Raw genomic sequence first — 18028 nt, 5'->3', positions numbered from 1 at the left:
GTTCAGTGCCCATTCTAAGCCTAACGGTCAAACCAGACCGCAGACTCGCAGATCACAACAACATCCGGAAGGTGGAAACAGAACACCGCTTACGATGATCTTGGCCACTCCGCCAGCGGTATGAGTGAGCGACCAGGCTTTGATCGGCTCGTTGCATGGCTGTGCGCAGGTGATGTCGGCGTGGTCTTGTGCTTCGACGCTTCCCGCCTCGTCTCGTAATGGCCGTGATTGGCATCATCAGGTGGAGCTGTGTGGCCTTGTTGAAGCGCGCGTGATTGATCTGACGGCGTCTACGACCCTTCGCGCCCCAGTGATCGATTACTGCTCGGCATGAAGGGCAGCATCAGCGAGTTCGAGCTTGGCGTCCTGGCGCTACTCGCAGGCAGCCAGGCTGGGATTTGGCTAACAGTGGATGCGTTTGGATTCTATCGAGGACCAGCATCTTGAGAGTGACGTGCGCCGCCCTCTGCGGCCGCCGTGTACCTGCGGCTACGCCTGGCTAACAGAGCTTGCCGACCGGGAGTTCGCGAAAATCCAAACTACCTAGCCCGGTTCAAGGCGCTGACCATCTTCAACGAAGCCCGCCGAGCAGCAGGCTCGGCGCAATTCGGAGTTCTAATGCACCGTATCAGATGCACAACAGAGGATCATAGACGATGCCGTGGCGCGTGCCGTCGTCATCGGCGTACTCGTGATCCCGTCTCGATCTTTCGCTCCACCAGGTTCGCCACTACTTCAGATCTGGATAGCCCTTGATCCAACGATGGCGCTCGTTCCAAATCCTCCCCCAGCCGTCACGTTCCGAACGATCCGACCTCAATTCCATTCGTGCAAGCAGCGCCCGAAGACCGACGCCCACTAGAAGCTCAAATAGAAGGAGCCGTTGGCGCCATCCGTCAAAATGGTCGCGGACGAAAGTGGCCTTGCCCTTGAAAAGGAGAAGGAGCTTGTCCGCTCGCGTCGCGGATGCCTTGCCAACATCGTGGACGATACAGGCCTCGGGACAGATGATTGGGCTAAATCCGGCTTGCCTTGCGCGGAAGGCAAAATCGGCGTCCTCACCGTACATGAAATAACGTTCGTCGAAGCCGCCGAGCTTAATCCAGGCATCGCGAGGCACAAGGAGAAGGCAGCCGGTAATGATGCCGACTTCCCGCACAGTATCTCGACGCCAATCGCCCATTGACTCAGGGTCGAACCATCGCGAGTGACGAAAGGCCGTGCTTAACCCGAGAGCAAAGCAGGTCATGCTCCAAATAGTAGGAAGCGCCCAGCAGGATGACAGTTCAAGCGAACTGTCGCGCTTCAGCGCCCGCCCTCCGTACAGCCCGTGGCCCGGGCGCGATCGGGCAAATTCCACCAAGTGCTCAAGTGCCCGGTCAAGTACGACTGTATCTGGATTTAGCAAGAGCAGGAATTCTGCGTTCGCCCGCGTCGCGGCCAGGTTGACGCCTCGCGCAAAACCCAGATTTTTCTTCGCATCGATCAGCTCAACTTCAGGAAAGTCGGCGCGGATCATGTCGACTGAACGGTCGGTCGAGTTGTTGTCAACCACGATCACTTGCTGTTGAAGGTTGCCGCGCTGTTCGTACACAGTCCGGAGGCATTCCTTGAGCAACACCTCGGTGTTGTAAGAGACAATGAGGATGGCGACGTCTGCGGGTTGCATAATCAAGTGGACGATCCTGTACGCTTCGGACGCGGCTTTATTGCTCGGGCTGGTGCACCAGCGCAGATCATGTTTGCCGGCAAGTCGCGCGTAACGACCGATCCAGCTCCCACGATGCAGCCCTTCTCTATCGTAACCCCGGCGGTAATAACGGCGTTGGCACCGATCCAGACGCCGTCGCGTATCACGATGTCGCGTTCGTTCTTCGGTTGGAAAACAGGAGGTGTCCCCTCCACCAAACCGTAGTCGGACGCCGTCACAACAGTGTTGGGGCCAATCATGACATCATCGCCAAGTGTTATGCGACCAGTCTCGTTTCCAGCCCAGAGGCAAACACGCTCTCCCACGTGGCAACGATGTCCCAGTGTAATTCTTTCTCCATTCGCTATCGACACATTTGGTGCGAAGACCTGGTCGCGGCCCATCTTGATCTTACGCTTCTCGCGCACATGCTTGTAGCTATAGAAGTGGAGGATACGCAGAGAATGCAGCCACGTGAGTGGGTCCATTATGGACGCTATGCCGTTGCCAAGTTTTCCGAGCATGCTTGGCATCAGCTACTCTCCTTCTGTCCACGCATGGCTGACGGAGCCGTACGGCTGGTTTCGTCTCGCTCCCAGCCGCCATCGCCTCGCTGCTCTTTCCGATCCGCAGCAAATGCAGCCATCTTCGCGATGAAAGCATAAACCATCAGATCCCAGACGTTTATGCGTCGTCGACGAAGCAATTCCATCAAGGAAATCTGGCGGGCCCGGCCGGGGAGCCGTCCGAAACGCCTGTCCATTTCACGCTGGCCGACGAGCGTGCGCGTGCGCCGTTTTATCAGTCCCTCGACCGTGCGCGGCGGGCGTACAAGAAAGTGGAAAGCATTTGACGTTACCCGTTCGTGAACCTCAAACAGGTCGTGCACGTACTGGTCATCGTTGGTTATAGCTGGAAATGCGCCGACGCGCGCGTGTCCAGTGGCGGATAGCACGTATATCCCGGACCCCACAAGATTATCGGTGAACCAAGGCGTCTCACACCAGACACGATAAAACGATCGAACAATGGTCGAGGATCCGTCCAAATCGATCACAGCTCGCGGCGCTCCCACCAACGCGCCTGTACGTCCCATTTCATCTATCACGGATCGGATCGCCGCAGCACTTACTGTAATATCTGCGTCCAAGTAAACGCGCGGAAAGACCGACGCCGCTTGATCGCCCGCATTCAATGCGGCGTGCTTCGAGGCTTCGAGAATTTCAACGACGCGAATCTCATCGCCGTAGCTTCTTGCGATTTCGACTGTGCGATCAGTGCAGCCGTTGGCGGCGACCACGATCTCCAGACCGCTCGATTTGAAGTCCGCCAGCAAAGTGTCCAGGCACCGCGCCAAAACATTCTCTTCGTTATGTGCAGGGATGACGACGCTAAAGGCGGGTAATGGCTCAGACATTTTGTCAGCGCAATCTGCCATAGTTTCGACGCGAGCGAAGCCCGGACCTGCAATAAAAATATCTACCAAGGGCGTTGATAATATATCATCAGTATACCTTGCCGGTCGTCAAATACGATAAAATAATACGAGCTAGGTTACTACCGGATGCGCACCGAACCAACCTAAGGACGGAATGGCTCTGGCCCCAGTTCGGCACCGATCACCGACGTTTGTTCCAGTGCTAAAACACGGTGTCAAGATCACGAAAAGCAAGCTTCCACGACAGGGCATCCCTGGAAGCCTGCACTTCGCAATCGGGTCAGGTGGGATCGCCCGCTTGAATGACATCCTAGTCACGGTTCGACTACGTACCTGCATTTTTTTGCGCGCTCGAGCCCCTCGCATGCGTTGGAAGTTGGCCGATGCGGCGATCGGCTCCAACGAAATGCTGATGCGGGTCTAGCTACGAATGAAAGGGGTGGAACGCTTGGTGTCGCTGCGAAGCGACATGCGCTGGGTACGGCAGCAGGCCACGACGCCCCCATCGACGCAAGTCTGGCGAGATCAAGCCGCGCAAACAAGAGTGGTCACGTTCTGAAATTCATGAAGCGTGTTTCCGAAGTCAAAAAGGTTTCGGAATGGCCGGTCCCGGGGCCAGTTTGCCATTCGCGATCGTTCCCATGCGCACGTTATCCCAAAGCTGGATGAAGTTCCTGTGTCCACCATGATCTCCGAAAAGATACGGCTCGTACCGAAATGGAGAAATGAAGAACACGTTCTTTAGCCTGATGATATTATCTCCGCCAGAATCGGGATGGATGCGGAGACCGTAGTTTACGCCACCTCCGATGAAAACGACGTTCTGCAGGTCGATAGTTCCGGTCCAATTATCCGCGATGAATAGACCAACGTTTGCCGCTACGTCGTGCGTGACGATCGCAGTATTGGACACCTTAAGTGTCCCCCTGGCTCCCGGCGAATACGCCTGGATCACGTCAGCATGGTCTGACCCGACACCAAGTGCTTCCAGGAAGCAATTATCGATCAGGAACGAGCCGCTACCGCCGATACGAACGCATTCTCTCGACATAATCCGACAGGTTTTGATGCTTGCACCGTCACGCGTCACAATCGATGCGATCCTACCGGTCTGCGTGATACTTTTGTTAGCGACTATTCCATCTGAAGCCAACCATAAAGCGCTTGACGCAGAATTGCCGCTGAACCGGGCGTCATCATAGCTGAGCGGGATATTGTCGGCAGACGCAGGATCTGACGCTCCCTCGGATGTCTTTTGGTTTGACCAGGCGGCCCGCGGCAACACAGATACAGCGGCAACGGACGCAATGAAATCACGCCGTCGCATATATGCCGCTCTTTGAAGCCAGAAACCGACGGCCAACGCCAAGCTCCACGTACGGCACCTGAGCGCGATGAGAGGCGGACGCCCGGCATAGCTCGTTAATCGCAGGCCGAAGGCTCGCGCCAGCGTTATTGAGCCCGGCGCCTTGGCTTCGGCCGCGCAGATCAATTACGTCGCAATCCCGAGCGGCGCGTGACAGGTTGCGGTAATTGGAATGGTAGTTCTCCACCAGCCGGCAGGTCGCGTCCGAGGCGTACATTAAGAGGAATGCCGTCCGGGACACTCCAAGCAAAGGTGGATCCGGTTGGCGCAAAAACGATATCTGGCGAAACGGACCGGATCTTCCGCGAGGCAGCCGCTGCATACTGCGCAACGACAGGCCCCGCATGAACTGGAGAAAGCCTCCGCGACGAAAGGTACGGCTAAGGCTTGCATAAGTCTTATAGAGAGGCAGGATCGGCGCGTTCAGAGGACCGACATGAACGACATCGTTGCCTTCACTCGCGAGCGATTTCGACACGTGAAAAGGGGTTCCGGACCAGAACCGCACCTCGCTAGCATCGCCGATCGTGGCGAATGTGATCCGCCGCCCTGCATGGTTATCGAAAGTTTGGTGGTGACTCATCTATTCACTTACCAACAAGCGCAACAGCGCGGACTGCAGAAAGCGACGAAAGAGCAAGTTTCGGAAGTGCGGACGCTAATGTCTCGCCTGCAATTAGCGATCTGAGATTCCGGCGGCGTCCCCGCGCTTGACCACGCTGACGAAGCTGGGTGACATCATTAGTTCAGCAAATCCTGACGAAAGGCCGCGGAGAAATTCGGCACGGCGGTGAAGCGTACCTCTAGTGCCACATACCGTTAAGCCGGATCTGCTGCACCAATCACGGACTTTCGCTAAACTGCTGTAATGGGTACCCGACAGGTCGTAGTTTCCCAACCCGCGATACCGATGCGCATAGCGGACTCTCCTCCAGGCCTCCGACACGCAACGCATGTTCGGCGCCTCGATGATCATCACCGACTTTTCGGTCATGCTGCCGCGAAACAGGGACAGGACTTCGACCGGGTCGGGAATTAGGTGGAGCACATTCGAGAGCAAGACGCAGTCGACAGCCTGGTTACCGAGCTTCTCCTTGGCGTCGTGGAAATCGCCGAATACCATTTCGACACCTCGTTCTGCCGCGCTCCCGCACACAACCGGATCCAGTGGTATTGCCAGGACTCGCAGACCTCTCTCCTTCAGCCGACATTCGGTCGCACCTGAGCCACACCCGACCGAAAGAACCGTGCGCGCTTCGGGAGGAATCATGGAAATTACCTCCTGACTGACCCGGTCGTAATAATTCTTGGAATACATACGACGCCAAAGCTTAGTTTCCGTGTTGAACAGCGGCCGGGTTGCACCTGCACTCTCAGAAAGTTGCATCATGGCATCGATCTGCGCGCGCATTTCTGCTTCATCAACTCCAACCTTGCCTGCGTACTTGTTGGACAGGTGATGAACAGTAAAGTTATCAAAATCTGATATGGGGATCAGCTTAGTGAAACCGCATTGGATGTAAGGGTCGGTTGCGGCAGTACAGAGCAAGTCGTGCTTCCACTCGTAAGGCTCAACCAGGAAGCCGCCCGACTTGATGGCCTTTCTCAGTTGATTTTGCGTGAGCACATAACAGGCCGCATGCTCATTGGTAAAACTTGCAAGAGTATAATTTTCCCTCGACCTCAAAGACCCCACATCCCAATGATACTCATCGTGCATGTCTGGATAGCTAATGCTGCCGTCCGAACTCTTTTCCATGCGGATGAAACCGGCAACTTCGTCATCTGGCAGAACAGCCGTTACTTCCAGAAAGGCTCGCAACTGCCGTTCGGTTATTAGGATGTCGTCCTCGGAATAGATGAACAAATCGTGCTGATCGGCACGCTCCGCAAACAGCTTCTTATGCGCGAATGGCAAGGACCACGGATCCCTGCTTGGAAGGCCGACCCGACATTCAACCCCCGGCGTGGACTTCTTGTCGATGTTCGATAGGATGACGATATCGACGTCCAACGCCATAGACCTGTATTCACGGATCAACCGCTCCAAGTGGCGGTTGTTGGACGTGCCGTAGCTTGCCAGCGCCACGAGCACGCTAAGCCGTCCGCCTTGGGCGTTCATCTGGAACTCCGGCAGCGTCGAAAGCTGATAAGGCGCATGCATTGTCGCGTCCTTGCCACGGAAACGGTCCTTCGATTCAACGCACATTCTCCCACACATCCGTTCATTATCTGTATTTTATTTCATACAAAATAGATGACTTCCCCGGCAGAAAACGACAAGATTTTATATTTTTAATAGTCAACGTAAATATGGCAAGAAGCCTGAAGCCGTCCGGCGGGCTCCTCCGCTGTGTGCATTGACACCGCGGGCGGCGTGTTGGCTAGCCAACTACCGTTCTCGCGTTAAGGAGCGAAAGCCGTGAAGGTACTTGTCTATCCGCATTCCATGGAACTTGGGGGATCGCAGATCAACGCCATCCAGTTGGCGGGGGCAATCCGCGACCGGGGTCACGAGGTCATCGTACTGTCGGAGCCAGGTCCGCTGGTGGAACGGGTCTGCAAGCTGGATCTCGAACACGTCGAACTCCCGTTGCGTCGGAGTCGGCCGTCTCCGAGGGTGAGCAGCATCGTCAGTGAACTGGTAAGGCGGCGAAAGATCGACGTGGTGCACGGCCACGAATGGCCGCCGATCATAGAGGCTTTCCTCGGCGGAACGCTCATTTATCGCACGCCTGTTGTCGGCACGATCATGTCGATGTCGGTGGCCCCCTTCCTGCCACGCAGCCTGCCGCTGACAGTCGGGACCGAACTCATCCGCCGAGCCGCAATTGCTTCCGGCTACCAGTGCGTCGAGCTGCTAGAGCCGCCCGTGGATACGCGGGCCGATAATCCCTCGGTCAATGGCAGCAGCTTTCGCTCCCGTCTTAGGATCCGGCCGGATGAAGTCGTCGTTGCGATGATTTGCCGGCTAGTCCCGGATCTCAAGCTCCAGGGCTTGCTGACCACATGCAACGCGGTTCGCGACCTGGCAGTCGCGGGCAGACCGGTGCGGCTCGTGATCGTGGGAGACGGCCCGGCGCGGGACGAGGTCGCCAGACATGCCGCGGACGCCAATGCGGCCGCGGGATACGACGTCGTGCTTCTCGCCGGTGAGATGGCCGACCCAAGGCCCGCCTATGCGGCCGCGGACGTGTTGGTCGGGCAGGGCGGTTCGGCATTGCGAGGAATGGCGTTCGCAAAGCCGCTCGTGGTGGTTGGCGAGGCTGGCTTCAGCGAGTTGCTGACGTCCGAGAGTGCGCCGACGTTTCTCCGGCAAGGCTGGTATGGACTTGGCGCCGGTTCACTCGGAACGGGAGTGCCTGCGCTCTATGCGGCGCTTCAACGCCTCGTCAATTCGCCCGGCATACGTCGCGAACTGGGCCATTTCGGCCGCGAGCTTGCGGAACAGCGCTTTAGCCTGAGCCATGCCGCCGAAATCATCGAAAACACCTACGTCTGGGCAATCCGGAACCCCGTCCCATTCCGGCGCCTGCTGCCCGAAGCCATTCAGGTCGCCGCCGGGGTGGGTGGCTACAAGCTTCGGCGCAAATACCGCAAATGGGCTGGAACAGCAGCAACCGACGACCAGAATGCTCGCGAGCTCATCGCGGCAGTTCTCGAAAAAGGTAACAAGGATAAAGAAGAGCGGCAGATTGCATAGCTGTCAGCTTAGCTCCGCCCTCAACGCATCGGCGACGCGAACCTGATCGTCTTCGGTCATCTGTGCGTAGATCGGCAGCAGGATCGCATGATCCTGAGCGAGCTCGGACTGACGTAGACTGTGCCGGCGCTCGGACGAAGCGCGTGCCCGTTTCTCAACTTTCCCCACCCATCCCTTGAACATTTCTTGCCGTTGTGACTGGGGGAGTGCCCCCAGAGGTCTCTCACAAAGGCAACTCGGTCAGTAGATCAGGTGTGAGAACTTCAACTGCATGATTCAGCAGCGCGGACCATTCCATAGGCGCCGTTGGCCTCTGGATAACGCCGTAGCTTTCTTTGGTTTTGAAGTCCCCGGCTTTCCTAAAGCCTGAGTCGAAAGCTTTCGCTTTACCCTGAGTGCGACCGACCGACCAACCCCTTGATTCCCACTTTGATCGCTTTGACCCCTGATTTAAGTCTTCGTTTTGCGGCCTGGGCCGGGATCAAAAAAAGGCCCTTTGCCTGCTCATCTGGTCGTGCCTTGAAGATTGTACTGTGGACTACACCGGTCCAATGCGACGGGGCCTCGCGGGTGTAGTAGTAGGCTGCGAAAGACTGGCGCGGAATTGGGGCCGAAGGCGAAACTGGGACGACGCCGTGATTGCTAATCTCGTTGGTCTCGAAAATCACGCAACGATTAAAAGAAGGCGTGAATGACGCCTCGCAGTGTTTCACGTCCTTGTCCCAAAACTGAATGTCGCCTCCCCACATTTCCTCCCATGTCGGATTCAAATAGAGCAAAAGATTAAGGCGCCGGTGAAGCTTGCGGTCTTCCATGTAATTAAAGTCAATATGAACATCGAGCCGACCTCCGGGTCCGGTAATATGCATTCCGCCGCCAACCAATTCCGCATCTGCAAGCAGATTTGGCATTGCTGTGATGAAGGATAGGTCGGATAGGAATTGCGGGGAAGCTAGTAGATCGTTCAGACGTGCAACCGGTGCCGGGAAAAGGTCAGGCTTGGTGATCTGTACTTTTTTACGCTCGTTAACGGTAGTGAACGTACGCCCCTGACCTAATGCCTCATCAAACGACGGGTACGAAGCTGCAATTTCCCGGGCCGCAGATGGCTCCAAGAAGTTTTCAATCTTCACAAAAGGGAACGGCTTGGCGGTGGCAAACTCCTGTCGAAGTTGTTCGCGATCTAACGGCCGCAACATAATCTAACCTCACCGGAAATTACGCTGGTCTAAATACGTCTACCCGTTCTCCCATCCGGTTCAACGGACCGTTGAACTTAACGTTACCCGACGCTGGCCGGGCTCTGCAAGCCAGAAATAGCCGAAAGCATCGCTAAATGAAGAACTTTCTCCTTTGCGCGGCGCTTGCCGTTGCTTTTGCCCAATCTGACGGGTAAAGCACCAAATCCGCGCGCGAGATCGTGTCTCGTTCCAAGCGCTCAGCGACCTCCCGAGCGGCGCGTGACAGGTTGCGGTAATTGGAATGGTAGTTCTCCACCAGCCGGCAGGTCGCGTCCGAGGCGTACATTAAGAGGAATGCCGTCCGGGACACTCCAAGCAAAGGTGGATCCGGTTGGCGCAAAAACGATATCTGGCGAAACGGACCGGATCTTCCGCGAGGCAGCCGCTGCATACTGCGCAACGACAGGCCCCGCATGAACTGGAGAAAGCCTCCGCGACGAAAGGTACGGCTAAGCCTTGCATAAGTCTTATAGAGAGGCAGGATCGGCGCGTTCAGAGGACCGACATGAACGACATCGTTGCCTTCACTCGCGAGCGATTTCGACACGTGAAAAGGGGTTCCGGACCAGAACCGCACCTCGCTAGCATCGCCGATCGTGGCGAATGTGATCCGCCGCCCTGCATGGTTATCGAAAGTTTGGTGGTGACTCATCTATTCACTTACCAACAAGCGCAACAGCGCGGACTGCAGAAAGCGACGAAAGAGCAAGTTTCGGAAGTGCGGACGCTAATGTCTCGCCTGCAATTAGCGATCTGAGATTCCGGCGGCGTCCCCGCGCTTGACCACGCTGACGAAGCTGGGTGACATCATTAGTTCAGCAAATCCTGACGAAAGGCCGCGGAGAAATTCGGCACGGCGGTGAAGCGTACCTCTAGTGCCACATACCGTTAAGCCGGATCTGCTGCACCAATCACGGACTTTCGCTAAACTGCTGTAATGGGTACCCGACAGGTCGTAGTTTCCCAACCCGCGATACCGATGCGCATAGCGGACTCTCCTCCAGGCCTCCGACACGCAACGCATGTTCGGCGCCTCGATGATCATCACCGACTTTTCGGTCATGCTGCCGCGAAACAGGGACAGGACTTCGACCGGGTCGGGAATTAGGTGGAGCACATTCGAGAGCAAGACGCAGTCGACAGCCTGGTTACCGAGCTTCTCCTTGGCGTCGTGGAAATCGCCGAATACCATTTCGACACCTCGTTCTGCCGCGCTCCCGCACACAACCGGATCCAGTGGTATTGCCAGGACTCGCAGACCTCTCTCCTTCAGCCGACATTCGGTCGCACCTGAGCCACACCCGACCGAAAGAACCGTGCGCGCTTCGGGAGGAATCATGGAAATTACCTCCTGACTGACCCGGTCGTAATAATTCTTGGAATACATACGACGCCAAAGCTTAGTTTCCGTGTTGAACAGCGGCCGGGTTGCACCTGCACTCTCAGAAAGTTGCATCATGGCATCGATCTGCGCGCGCATTTCTGCTTCATCAACTCCAACCTTGCCTGCGTACTTGTTGGACAGGTGATGAACAGTAAAGTTATCAAAATCTGATATGGGGATCAGCTTAGTGAAACCGCATTGGATGTAAGGGTCGGTTGCGGCAGTACAGAGCAAGTCGTGCTTCCACTCGTAAGGCTCAACCAGGAAGCCGCCCGACTTGATGGCCTTTCTCAGTTGATTTTGCGTGAGCACATAACAGGCCGCATGCTCATTGGTAAAACTTGCAAGAGTATAATTTTCCCTCGACCTCAAAGACCCCACATCCCAATGATACTCATCGTGCATGTCTGGATAGCTAATGCTGCCGTCCGAACTCTTTTCCATGCGGATGAAACCGGCAACTTCGTCATCTGGCAGAACAGCCGTTACTTCCAGAAAGGCTCGCAACTGCCGTTCGGTTATTAGGATGTCGTCCTCGGAATAGATGAACAAATCGTGCTGATCGGCACGCTCCGCAAACAGCTTCTTATGCGCGAATGGCAAGGACCACGGATCCCTGCTTGGAAGGCCGACCCGACATTCAACCCCCGGCGTGGACTTCTTGTCGATGTTCGATAGGATGACGATATCGACGTCCAACGCCATAGACCTGTATTCACGGATCAACCGCTCCAAGTGGCGGTTGTTGGACGTGCCGTAGCTTGCCAGCGCCACGAGCACGCTAAGCCGTCCGCCTTGGGCGTTCATCTGGAACTCCGGCAGCGTCGAAAGCTGATAAGGCGCATGCATTGTCGCGTCCTTGCCACGGAAACGGTCCTTCGATTCAACGCACATTCTCCCACACATCCGTTCATTATCTGTATTTTATTTCATACAAAATAGATGACTTCCCCGGCAGAAAACGACAAGATTTTATATTTTTAATAGTCAACGTAAATATGGCAAGAAGCCTGAAGCCGTCCGGCGGGCGACCATCGCCTCGGCCAGCAGCTTCTTCAGGCATTCTCGTCGATCAGAACCTTCAGACGACGGGCCTCGGACACATGCATCCAGACCACCATACCCGCCTTCCACTTGTCGAACGTCGCGCTACTGATGCCCTGTTTGCGGCAATAAGTCCCCGTCTTCGACCCTGCCTCGTGCACTCACAAGATCGACTGCCTCATCTCCGTCTCCGTTCAGGCGATGGCTCATTTTGGAGGAGAGGTCACAGCCAATCTTGATTTGGTCGGTTCCCTGACGGCAACGTCAGAATACGCAGACTCTTGCGTTAACTTTCACAAAGCAACATCAAGCCAACAGTTGGAATCACTTTAATTCAGACAGACAGATTCCGGCACCATTTTAACCACTTAAAAATTCCACTTATTTCCAAGAACATATTTATATTGATTATGTCGACGCATTTTATTATTGTTCGTTCAGAATAGCTATTGTTTGTTTAACTTTTTTAAGCACTTATCGAGCTGCTATATGACCGAACTGGCTCGCCCAGGCACTTCTGTTGTTCGGCCTCCCAAAGCCGCACGCTACAAGCTGCTGGCGGTTGCCTCGGGCGGGGGTCACTGGATTCAACTCCTCCGCATCGGCCCAGCATTCCAGGACTGCGATGTGACCTTTGTGACGACCCACGAGTCCTATCGATCTCAGGTGAACGGCCGTCGATTTTTGACCGTGACCGACTCCAATCTCTCGACCAAATTCCGCCTTCTCAAGACAGCAGCCGAAGTGGCCTGGATTATCTTGACCGAGCGACCCGATATCGTCGTCTCGACCGGCGCCGCACCCGGCTATTTCGCCCTACGCCTGGGCCACCTCATGGGGGCCAGAACAATCTGGCTGGACAGCATCGCGAATGTCGACCGACTGTCGGTATCCGGCCATCGGATCGGCCGCTGCGCAGATCTGTGGTTAACCCAATGGCCGGATTTGGCGAAAGCCGGCGGCCCATACTACGTGGGCTCCGTGCTATGATTTTTGTCACTGTCGGCACGCAAGGACGCTTTGATCGCCTGATCCGGGCAATCGACGAATGGGCCGGTAGACGCGGAGGCGCAGACATCTTTGCCCAGACCGGCCCCTCCGACTTTCGTCCCGAGCATATCCGCTCCGCGCCATTCATCGGCGCGGATGAATTCAGACAACATGCCGAAGTTGCCAACCTGATCGTCGCTCATGCCGGAATGGGGTCGATCATCACTGCCCTCGAACTCGGCAAGAGGATTCTCGTGATGCCGCGCCGCGCCGATCTCGGCGAGCATCGCAACGATCATCAGATTGCGACCGCGCGACGCCTCTCTGAGCAAGGCCGCATTCTCACTGCGATGGATCAAAAGGAACTCCATGAAAAGCTCGATCAACTCCAGAATCCGACTTCCTCAGAGCGACTTAGCTCCGAGGCGTCTCCGAATCTGATCCGCACCATTCGGATGTTTATTGAAGCAAAGAACGTTCGGTTTGATGACAAGGATGTCTCAGCCTGACTCGCCAAGCAGAATGCGAAGGATGCCCCACGTACCGGCTTTCGAAGCCGGCCGGGCACTGAAACGATCGTAAAATTGTCTTCTGTGCACAACTTGCTTTTTGCGCAAGTGCGCCATGGGGATTTCGATGTGACGGGTAAAACATGACCAACAGACAACTAGGTATTGGCGTTATCGGTTACGGATATTGGGGCCCTAATCTCGTCCGAAATTTTTCGAACGGCACATCGACCCATGTGGTCAGCATATGCGACCTGGATCCTGGCAAGCTCGCAACGAGCCAGCGGCTCAATCCGAGTATCACGACGACTTCGGATTTCTGCGAACTGCTGACAAACCCGAGGATCGATGCGGTCGCGATCGCGACACCGACCCACACCCATTACGATCTGGCGCTGGCTGCATTGAAGGCCGGGAAACACGTCTTCGTCGAGAAGCCATTAGCTCCAACGACGAAACAGGTCCGCCGCCTGATTGACGAAGCGGACCGCCGCAATCTGATCCTGATGGTGGATCACACGTTCCTGTATACGCCGGCGGTCCAGAAGATTCGCGAGCTCATCCACACCGACAGCCTGGGTGAAATCTACTACTACGACAGCATCCGCTCGAGCCTTGGTCTGTTCCAAAGCGATGTTAATGTGATCTGGGATCTCGCCGTTCACGACATTTCGATTATCAACTACATCCTCAAGGAAAAGCCGGTTTCGGTTTCCGCAACCGGCTCCTGCCATGTCGCCGGATCGCCTGAGAATATGGCGCACATCACACTGTTCTTTGAGTCCAAGTGCGTCGCCCACATCAGCGTCAACTGGCTCTCACCCATCAAGGTGCGTCAAACCTTCATTGGCGGAAGCCGCAGCATGATCGTTTATGACGATGTCGAGCCGACCGAGAAGATCAAGGTTTACGATAAGGGTATCACCTTGAACCCGTCGCCCGAAAATGCTCATCAGCTCAAGATCGGATATCGCGCGGGCGACATGAGAGCCCCCCATATCTCCACCAAGGAAGCGTTGCAAACCGAAATCGAACATTTCGCCGATTGCGTAATCAACAACAAGGTGCCGATTTCGAGCGCAGCGTCTGGATTGCACGTGGTCGAAATTCTCGAAGCCGCGTCGCGATCAATCATCGAACAAGGCCGCCCGGTCCGGCTTGGACAACCCATCAGAGTTCGGGAGCGCGTCTAGGGTGCCGTGGTTTTAATCTAGCGTATTTTTCTTTACGCGAATCATGTTCGATTGAACGGGAACGCCTCTCATTCTTTAGATCGTAAGATGATGTAATCCGCCATGGGATCTGTTCAACGCTCGATCTTCTTTTCCGCGATTGAGCGGTATGGCGGCCTGCTGCTGTTTTTTATCTCGACCGCGATCCTTTCACGGCTGCTGACGCCGGCGGAATTCGGTATCTACGCGGTCGTGAACGCGGTCGTTGCGATTATTGCGGCTTCGTTCCAGGAATTCGGCGGCGCTAACTATCTCATTCAGAAGCAGGACCTTACGGAATCGGACACCCGCACGGCTTTTACCGTCACTTTCTGCATCTCGTTGTTCCTTGCGCTGATGCTTGTCCTTTTCGGCAAAGCTTTTGTCGTGCTCTTCAAGCAAAGCGGCCTCGATATCGGGATGGCTGTCGCGGCCCTGAACTTCCTTCTGACACCGTTCTCGGTTGTGATTTCCGCCTTGCTACGGCGGGAAATGGCGTTCGGGAAGCTTGCACTCTGCAATCTTATTGCGAATTTCGTCGGAGCAGCAGTATCTATCTTGCTCGGGGTCCTGAATTTCAGCTTCATGGCTCCCATATGGGGCGGGGTCGCCATCAATCTTGTTCTGACAATTCTGTTGCTGGCCACGTCACACAACATTCGAATTTTCAAACCGTCGCTTTCGAACTGTTCGGACGTCCTCAAGTTCGGGATGTATTCGGGTGGCGTCGGCCTGATGAACGTTTTCTACAATTTATCGCCGCAACTGTTTCTTGGCCGCATACTCGATTTCACTGCCGTCGGACTCTACAGCCGCGCGATCGGGGTGACGCAAGTCTTTGACAAGCTGGTCGGCCAGGTGCTGGGACCGGTCATCATGCCGGCGATCTTCGCCGAAAACAGAGCAGGAATAGGCCTTCGCAAGATCTACCTCGATTCGGTGACACTTCTGAGCGCCGTCCAGTGGCCCGCCCTTACATTTCTTGCCATCTTGGCCCATCCAATCATCCTGGTCTGGCTGGGCCCGACATGGCTCGAGATCATCCCGCTGGTGCAGCTTCTGTGCGTTGCAAATCTTGCTCTGTTCGCCGCCTGCCTCACTTATCCGGTCCTGGTCGCGGTGGGGCATGTACGCGATGCGCTCATATCCTCATGCATTTCGCTGCCACCATCCCTGCTTCTGATTTTTGCTGCCTCGTTCATCAGCATTGAAGCGGTCGCGGCATCCGCGCTCTTGACTCTGCCGCTGCAGGCCCTCGTGGCTATCCATTTTGTCAGCCGGCATCTTAATATCAAACCGAGAGATCTGCTTCGAGCGACGTCCAAAAGCGCGCTCGTGACCGTCGCCAGTGCGATACCCACCATCGTCTGCGCCTCGCTCGGAGCATTCCAGTTGATTACACCCATCGTTGGACTCCTCATCGCCTGCTTCGGGTCGGCCCTATGTTGGTTACTGGGATTGATTGCAGCCCGCCACCCCTTGCTGCCACTGCTGCAGCAGGCAGGCAGCGCATTGTTCGGTCCTCTGAAGCTCAGATTTATTCTACCCGCGCGGCGCAATGCCGTGCGATAGAACACTCCTCCGGGAAACCGGATTTCAGGATCCATCGAAGCCGGAGCTACCGATGCCGATTAAGGATGATGTTCAACTCGGATACGACGTCTGCATTTTTCATCCCGATCTGGTGAATCTCTATGGATGCACCGTCGGGGATGAAACCCGCATCGGAACCTTTGTGGAGATTCAGATTGGAGCCAAGATTGGCGCGCGATGCAAGATCTCATCGCACACCTTTATCTGTGAGGGCGTCACGATCGAAGACGAAGCCTTCATCGGACACGGCGTCATGTTCACCAATGACAAGCTCCCGCGCGCCACGACCGAGGATGGCCGCCTGCAGGGTGCCGCGGATTGGCAGGTTGAAACGACCCGGGTCGGACGCCGGGTGTCGATCGGCTCCAACGCCACGATTTTAAGCGGCATCTCGATCGGCGATGGCGCCATTATCGGTGCAGGCGCCGTTGTCACCCGGGACGTGGCTCCGGGCGATATTGTCGCTGGAGTTCCGGCCCGGCCCGTCAAATCCCGGACCGATGAGCCGACATGACAAATTCAAACTTTCCAGGCTATTAATCAAACCTGCCGGAACTTCCTGCCCCAACCGCCGATATTTAATTTTATTCTGGTTTCCATTTTTAAATTGTGTAATTTCGTTTTTGCGCCGGAAATAAATGCTTCTTTCAACAAACGTTTCCTACATAGGATTATTTGCTTGATCCCCTTTCTCGATCTGAAAGCACAGTACCTGCAAATGAAGCCCGAGATCGATGCCGCTGTCCTACGCGCCATCGATAGCACGCAGTATGTGCAAGGTCCGGAGGTTGCTGCCTTTGAGAAGCGCTTCGCGCCCTATTGCGGCGTCGAACATTGTCTTGCGGTAAACACCGGGACATCGGCCCTGCATTTGGCTCTTCTCGCGGCCGGCGTCGGGGCCGGCGACGAAGTCATCACCGTATCGTTGACGTTTGTAGCGACCACAGCGGCTATCCTTTACGCTGGCGCCAAGCCGGTCTTCGTTGACGTCGATCCCGAGACGTGGACGATAAATCCAGCGGCGATCGAAGCCGCGATTACGCCGCGAACTAAGGCGATCCTGCCTGTCCATCTTCATGGACTGATGGCCGACATGGATCCCCTCATGGAGATCGCTCGGCGTCACGACCTCGTCGTCATCGAGGACGCGGCGCAAGCTCATGGCGCGGTCTACAAAGGCCGGCGCGCCGGGTCGATCGGCGATCTCGGCTGCTTCAGCTTCTACCCCGGCAAAAATCTCGGCGCGTATGGCGAAGGCGGCGCGGTCGTCACCAACAACGCCGACTATGCGAAGCGCATTTCACTGCTTCGCGACTGGGGCCAAGATTCCAAGTATAATCACGTTCTGCGCGGCTATAACTATCGCATGGATGGCATTCAGGGCGCCGTTCTCAACGTCAAGATGAACTACATCGAGGCATGGACGGAAGGCCGCCGTGCGGTCGCCTCGCAGTATGACCGGCTGCTGCAGAAACTGCCCTGTCAACGACCGGTGTCACCAGCGAACCGAGAGCACGTCTATCACGTCTATGCGGTGACCCTCGCCCGACGCGACGAAGCACAGGCCGCCCTGCAGGCCGCGGGTATCGGCACCGGTATCCATTATCCCATTCCGGTGCATCTGCAGAAGGCCTATGAAGATGCCGGCCATGGCGCCGGTTCGCTCCCGGTGACCGAAGCGCTTTCGAAACAATTTCTATCGTTGCCCATCTATGCCGAACTCAAGCCCGAGCAGGTTAATGTGGTTGCGGCGGAACTGGAAAAGGCTCTGCCGTCTCTCGCAGCCTAGCACGCCGTTCTGTCGCTTTGTCCTCAAACGAAACGACATTCATCGAATTGCAAAACGGAGTTTAATGTGG

17 protein-coding genes and 1 pseudogene are annotated in these 18028 nt (G+C 55.9%); 10 read left to right on the top strand and 8 right to left on the bottom strand.

All coding sequences use genetic code 11. The features are described from left to right. Positions 1 to 93 precede the first annotated feature (93 nt). Positions 94 to 369: pseudogene (locus GGQ85_RS16730) on the top strand (recombinase family protein); the annotation flags it as partial. A 361-nt stretch (positions 370 to 730) separates the two neighbouring features. On the opposite strand, the gene GGQ85_RS16725 reads toward GGQ85_RS16730, so the two are convergent. The 4 genes from GGQ85_RS16725 to GGQ85_RS16710 all read right to left on the bottom strand — a co-directional run bounded on the left by GGQ85_RS16725 (position 731) and on the right by GGQ85_RS16710 (position 4179). Further along, positions 731 to 1669: a glycosyltransferase family 2 protein gene (locus tag GGQ85_RS16725; protein WP_309775470.1), complete on the bottom strand. Its 939-nt coding sequence runs from the start codon at positions 1667 to 1669 to the stop codon at positions 731 to 733. Between the two features lie 2 nt (positions 1670 to 1671). Continuing rightward, entirely contained in the window at positions 1672 to 2223 is a 552-nt protein-coding gene (locus GGQ85_RS16720) for an acyltransferase (protein WP_309775468.1), read from the bottom strand. After that, positions 2223 to 3107 carry a glycosyltransferase family 2 protein gene (locus GGQ85_RS16715; protein ID WP_309775467.1) on the bottom strand — a complete coding sequence of 295 codons (885 nt, stop codon included), beginning with the start codon at positions 3105 to 3107 and terminating at the stop codon, positions 2223 to 2225. The genes GGQ85_RS16720 and GGQ85_RS16715 overlap by 1 nt, the downstream gene beginning before the upstream one ends. Before the next feature lie 604 nt (positions 3108 to 3711). Further along, complete coding sequence (locus GGQ85_RS16710) at positions 3712 to 4179, bottom strand: hypothetical protein (RefSeq protein WP_309775466.1); 468 nt, start codon at positions 4177 to 4179, stop codon at positions 3712 to 3714. 751 nt (positions 4180 to 4930) lie between these two features. Here GGQ85_RS16710 and GGQ85_RS16705 point away from each other — a divergent pair. Continuing rightward, entirely contained in the window at positions 4931 to 5182 is a 252-nt protein-coding gene (locus GGQ85_RS16705) for a hypothetical protein (RefSeq protein ID WP_309775463.1), read from the top strand. On the opposite strand, the gene GGQ85_RS16700 is transcribed toward GGQ85_RS16705, so the two are convergent. Continuing rightward, a complete protein-coding gene (locus GGQ85_RS16700) occupies positions 5171 to 6583 on the bottom strand; it encodes a class I SAM-dependent methyltransferase (protein WP_309775462.1) in 1413 nt (470 codons plus the stop codon). The genes GGQ85_RS16705 and GGQ85_RS16700 overlap by 12 nt on opposite strands. 333 nt (positions 6584 to 6916) lie before the next feature. On the opposite strand from GGQ85_RS16700, the gene GGQ85_RS16695 reads away from it, so the two are divergent. Further along, positions 6917 to 8197, top strand: a complete 1281-nt coding sequence (locus tag GGQ85_RS16695) for a glycosyltransferase family 4 protein (protein ID WP_309775465.1) — start codon at positions 6917 to 6919, stop codon at positions 8195 to 8197. Between the two features lie 386 nt (positions 8198 to 8583). Here GGQ85_RS16695 and GGQ85_RS16690 read toward each other — a convergent pair whose 3' ends face one another. Beyond that, positions 8584 to 9396, bottom strand: coding sequence for a 2OG-Fe(II) oxygenase (locus GGQ85_RS16690; protein ID WP_309775464.1), 813 nt, complete (start codon positions 9394 to 9396; stop codon positions 8584 to 8586). Between the two features lie 547 nt (positions 9397 to 9943). On the opposite strand from GGQ85_RS16690, the gene GGQ85_RS16685 reads away from it, so the two are divergent. After that, on the top strand, positions 9944 to 10195 hold the full coding sequence (locus GGQ85_RS16685; protein ID WP_309775463.1) for a hypothetical protein: 252 nt from the start codon (positions 9944 to 9946) through the stop codon (positions 10193 to 10195). On the opposite strand, the gene GGQ85_RS16680 is transcribed toward GGQ85_RS16685, so the two are convergent. Both GGQ85_RS16680 and GGQ85_RS16675 read right to left on the bottom strand, forming a co-directional pair. Further along, entirely contained in the window at positions 10184 to 11596 is a 1413-nt protein-coding gene (locus tag GGQ85_RS16680; protein WP_309775462.1) for a class I SAM-dependent methyltransferase, read from the bottom strand. The genes GGQ85_RS16685 and GGQ85_RS16680 overlap by 12 nt on opposite strands. A gap of 281 nt (positions 11597 to 11877) precedes the next feature. Further along, positions 11878 to 12027, bottom strand: a complete 150-nt coding sequence (locus GGQ85_RS16675) for a hypothetical protein (RefSeq protein WP_445376081.1) — start codon at positions 12025 to 12027, stop codon at positions 11878 to 11880. A 328-nt stretch (positions 12028 to 12355) separates the two neighbouring features. On the opposite strand from GGQ85_RS16675, the gene GGQ85_RS16670 reads away from it, so the two are divergent. The 6 genes from GGQ85_RS16670 (at position 12356) to GGQ85_RS16645 (ending at position 17958) form a co-directional block, all read left to right on the top strand. After that, positions 12356 to 12856 carry a UDP-N-acetylglucosamine--LPS N-acetylglucosamine transferase gene (locus GGQ85_RS16670; RefSeq protein ID WP_309775461.1) on the top strand — a complete coding sequence of 167 codons (501 nt, stop codon included), beginning with the start codon at positions 12356 to 12358 and terminating at the stop codon, positions 12854 to 12856. Then, the gene (locus GGQ85_RS16665; protein ID WP_309775460.1) at positions 12853 to 13365 is read left to right on the top strand and encodes a glycosyltransferase; all 513 of its coding nucleotides are present in this window, start codon (positions 12853 to 12855) and stop codon (positions 13363 to 13365) included. The genes GGQ85_RS16670 and GGQ85_RS16665 overlap by 4 nt, the downstream gene beginning before the upstream one ends. A 143-nt stretch (positions 13366 to 13508) precedes the next feature. Further along, positions 13509 to 14558: a Gfo/Idh/MocA family protein gene (locus GGQ85_RS16660; protein ID WP_309775459.1), complete on the top strand. Its 1050-nt coding sequence runs from the start codon at positions 13509 to 13511 to the stop codon at positions 14556 to 14558. A gap of 102 nt (positions 14559 to 14660) precedes the next feature. Next, positions 14661 to 16148: an oligosaccharide flippase family protein gene (locus GGQ85_RS16655; protein WP_309775458.1), complete on the top strand. Its 1488-nt coding sequence runs from the start codon at positions 14661 to 14663 to the stop codon at positions 16146 to 16148. Positions 16149 to 16200: 52 nt separating this feature from the next. Then, positions 16201 to 16683 carry an acyltransferase gene (locus tag GGQ85_RS16650; RefSeq protein ID WP_309775457.1) on the top strand — a complete coding sequence of 161 codons (483 nt, stop codon included), beginning with the start codon at positions 16201 to 16203 and terminating at the stop codon, positions 16681 to 16683. Positions 16684 to 16848: 165 nt separating this feature from the next. Continuing rightward, positions 16849 to 17958 carry a DegT/DnrJ/EryC1/StrS family aminotransferase gene (locus tag GGQ85_RS16645; RefSeq protein ID WP_309775456.1) on the top strand — a complete coding sequence of 370 codons (1110 nt, stop codon included), beginning with the start codon at positions 16849 to 16851 and terminating at the stop codon, positions 17956 to 17958. Positions 17959 to 18028 lie beyond the last annotated feature (70 nt).

This window comes from Nitrobacter vulgaris (assembly GCF_031453995.1).
GTDB classification, from domain to species: domain Bacteria; phylum Pseudomonadota; class Alphaproteobacteria; order Rhizobiales; family Xanthobacteraceae; genus Nitrobacter; species Nitrobacter vulgaris.
This window is presented reverse-complemented; position numbering and strand designations above follow the sequence as displayed.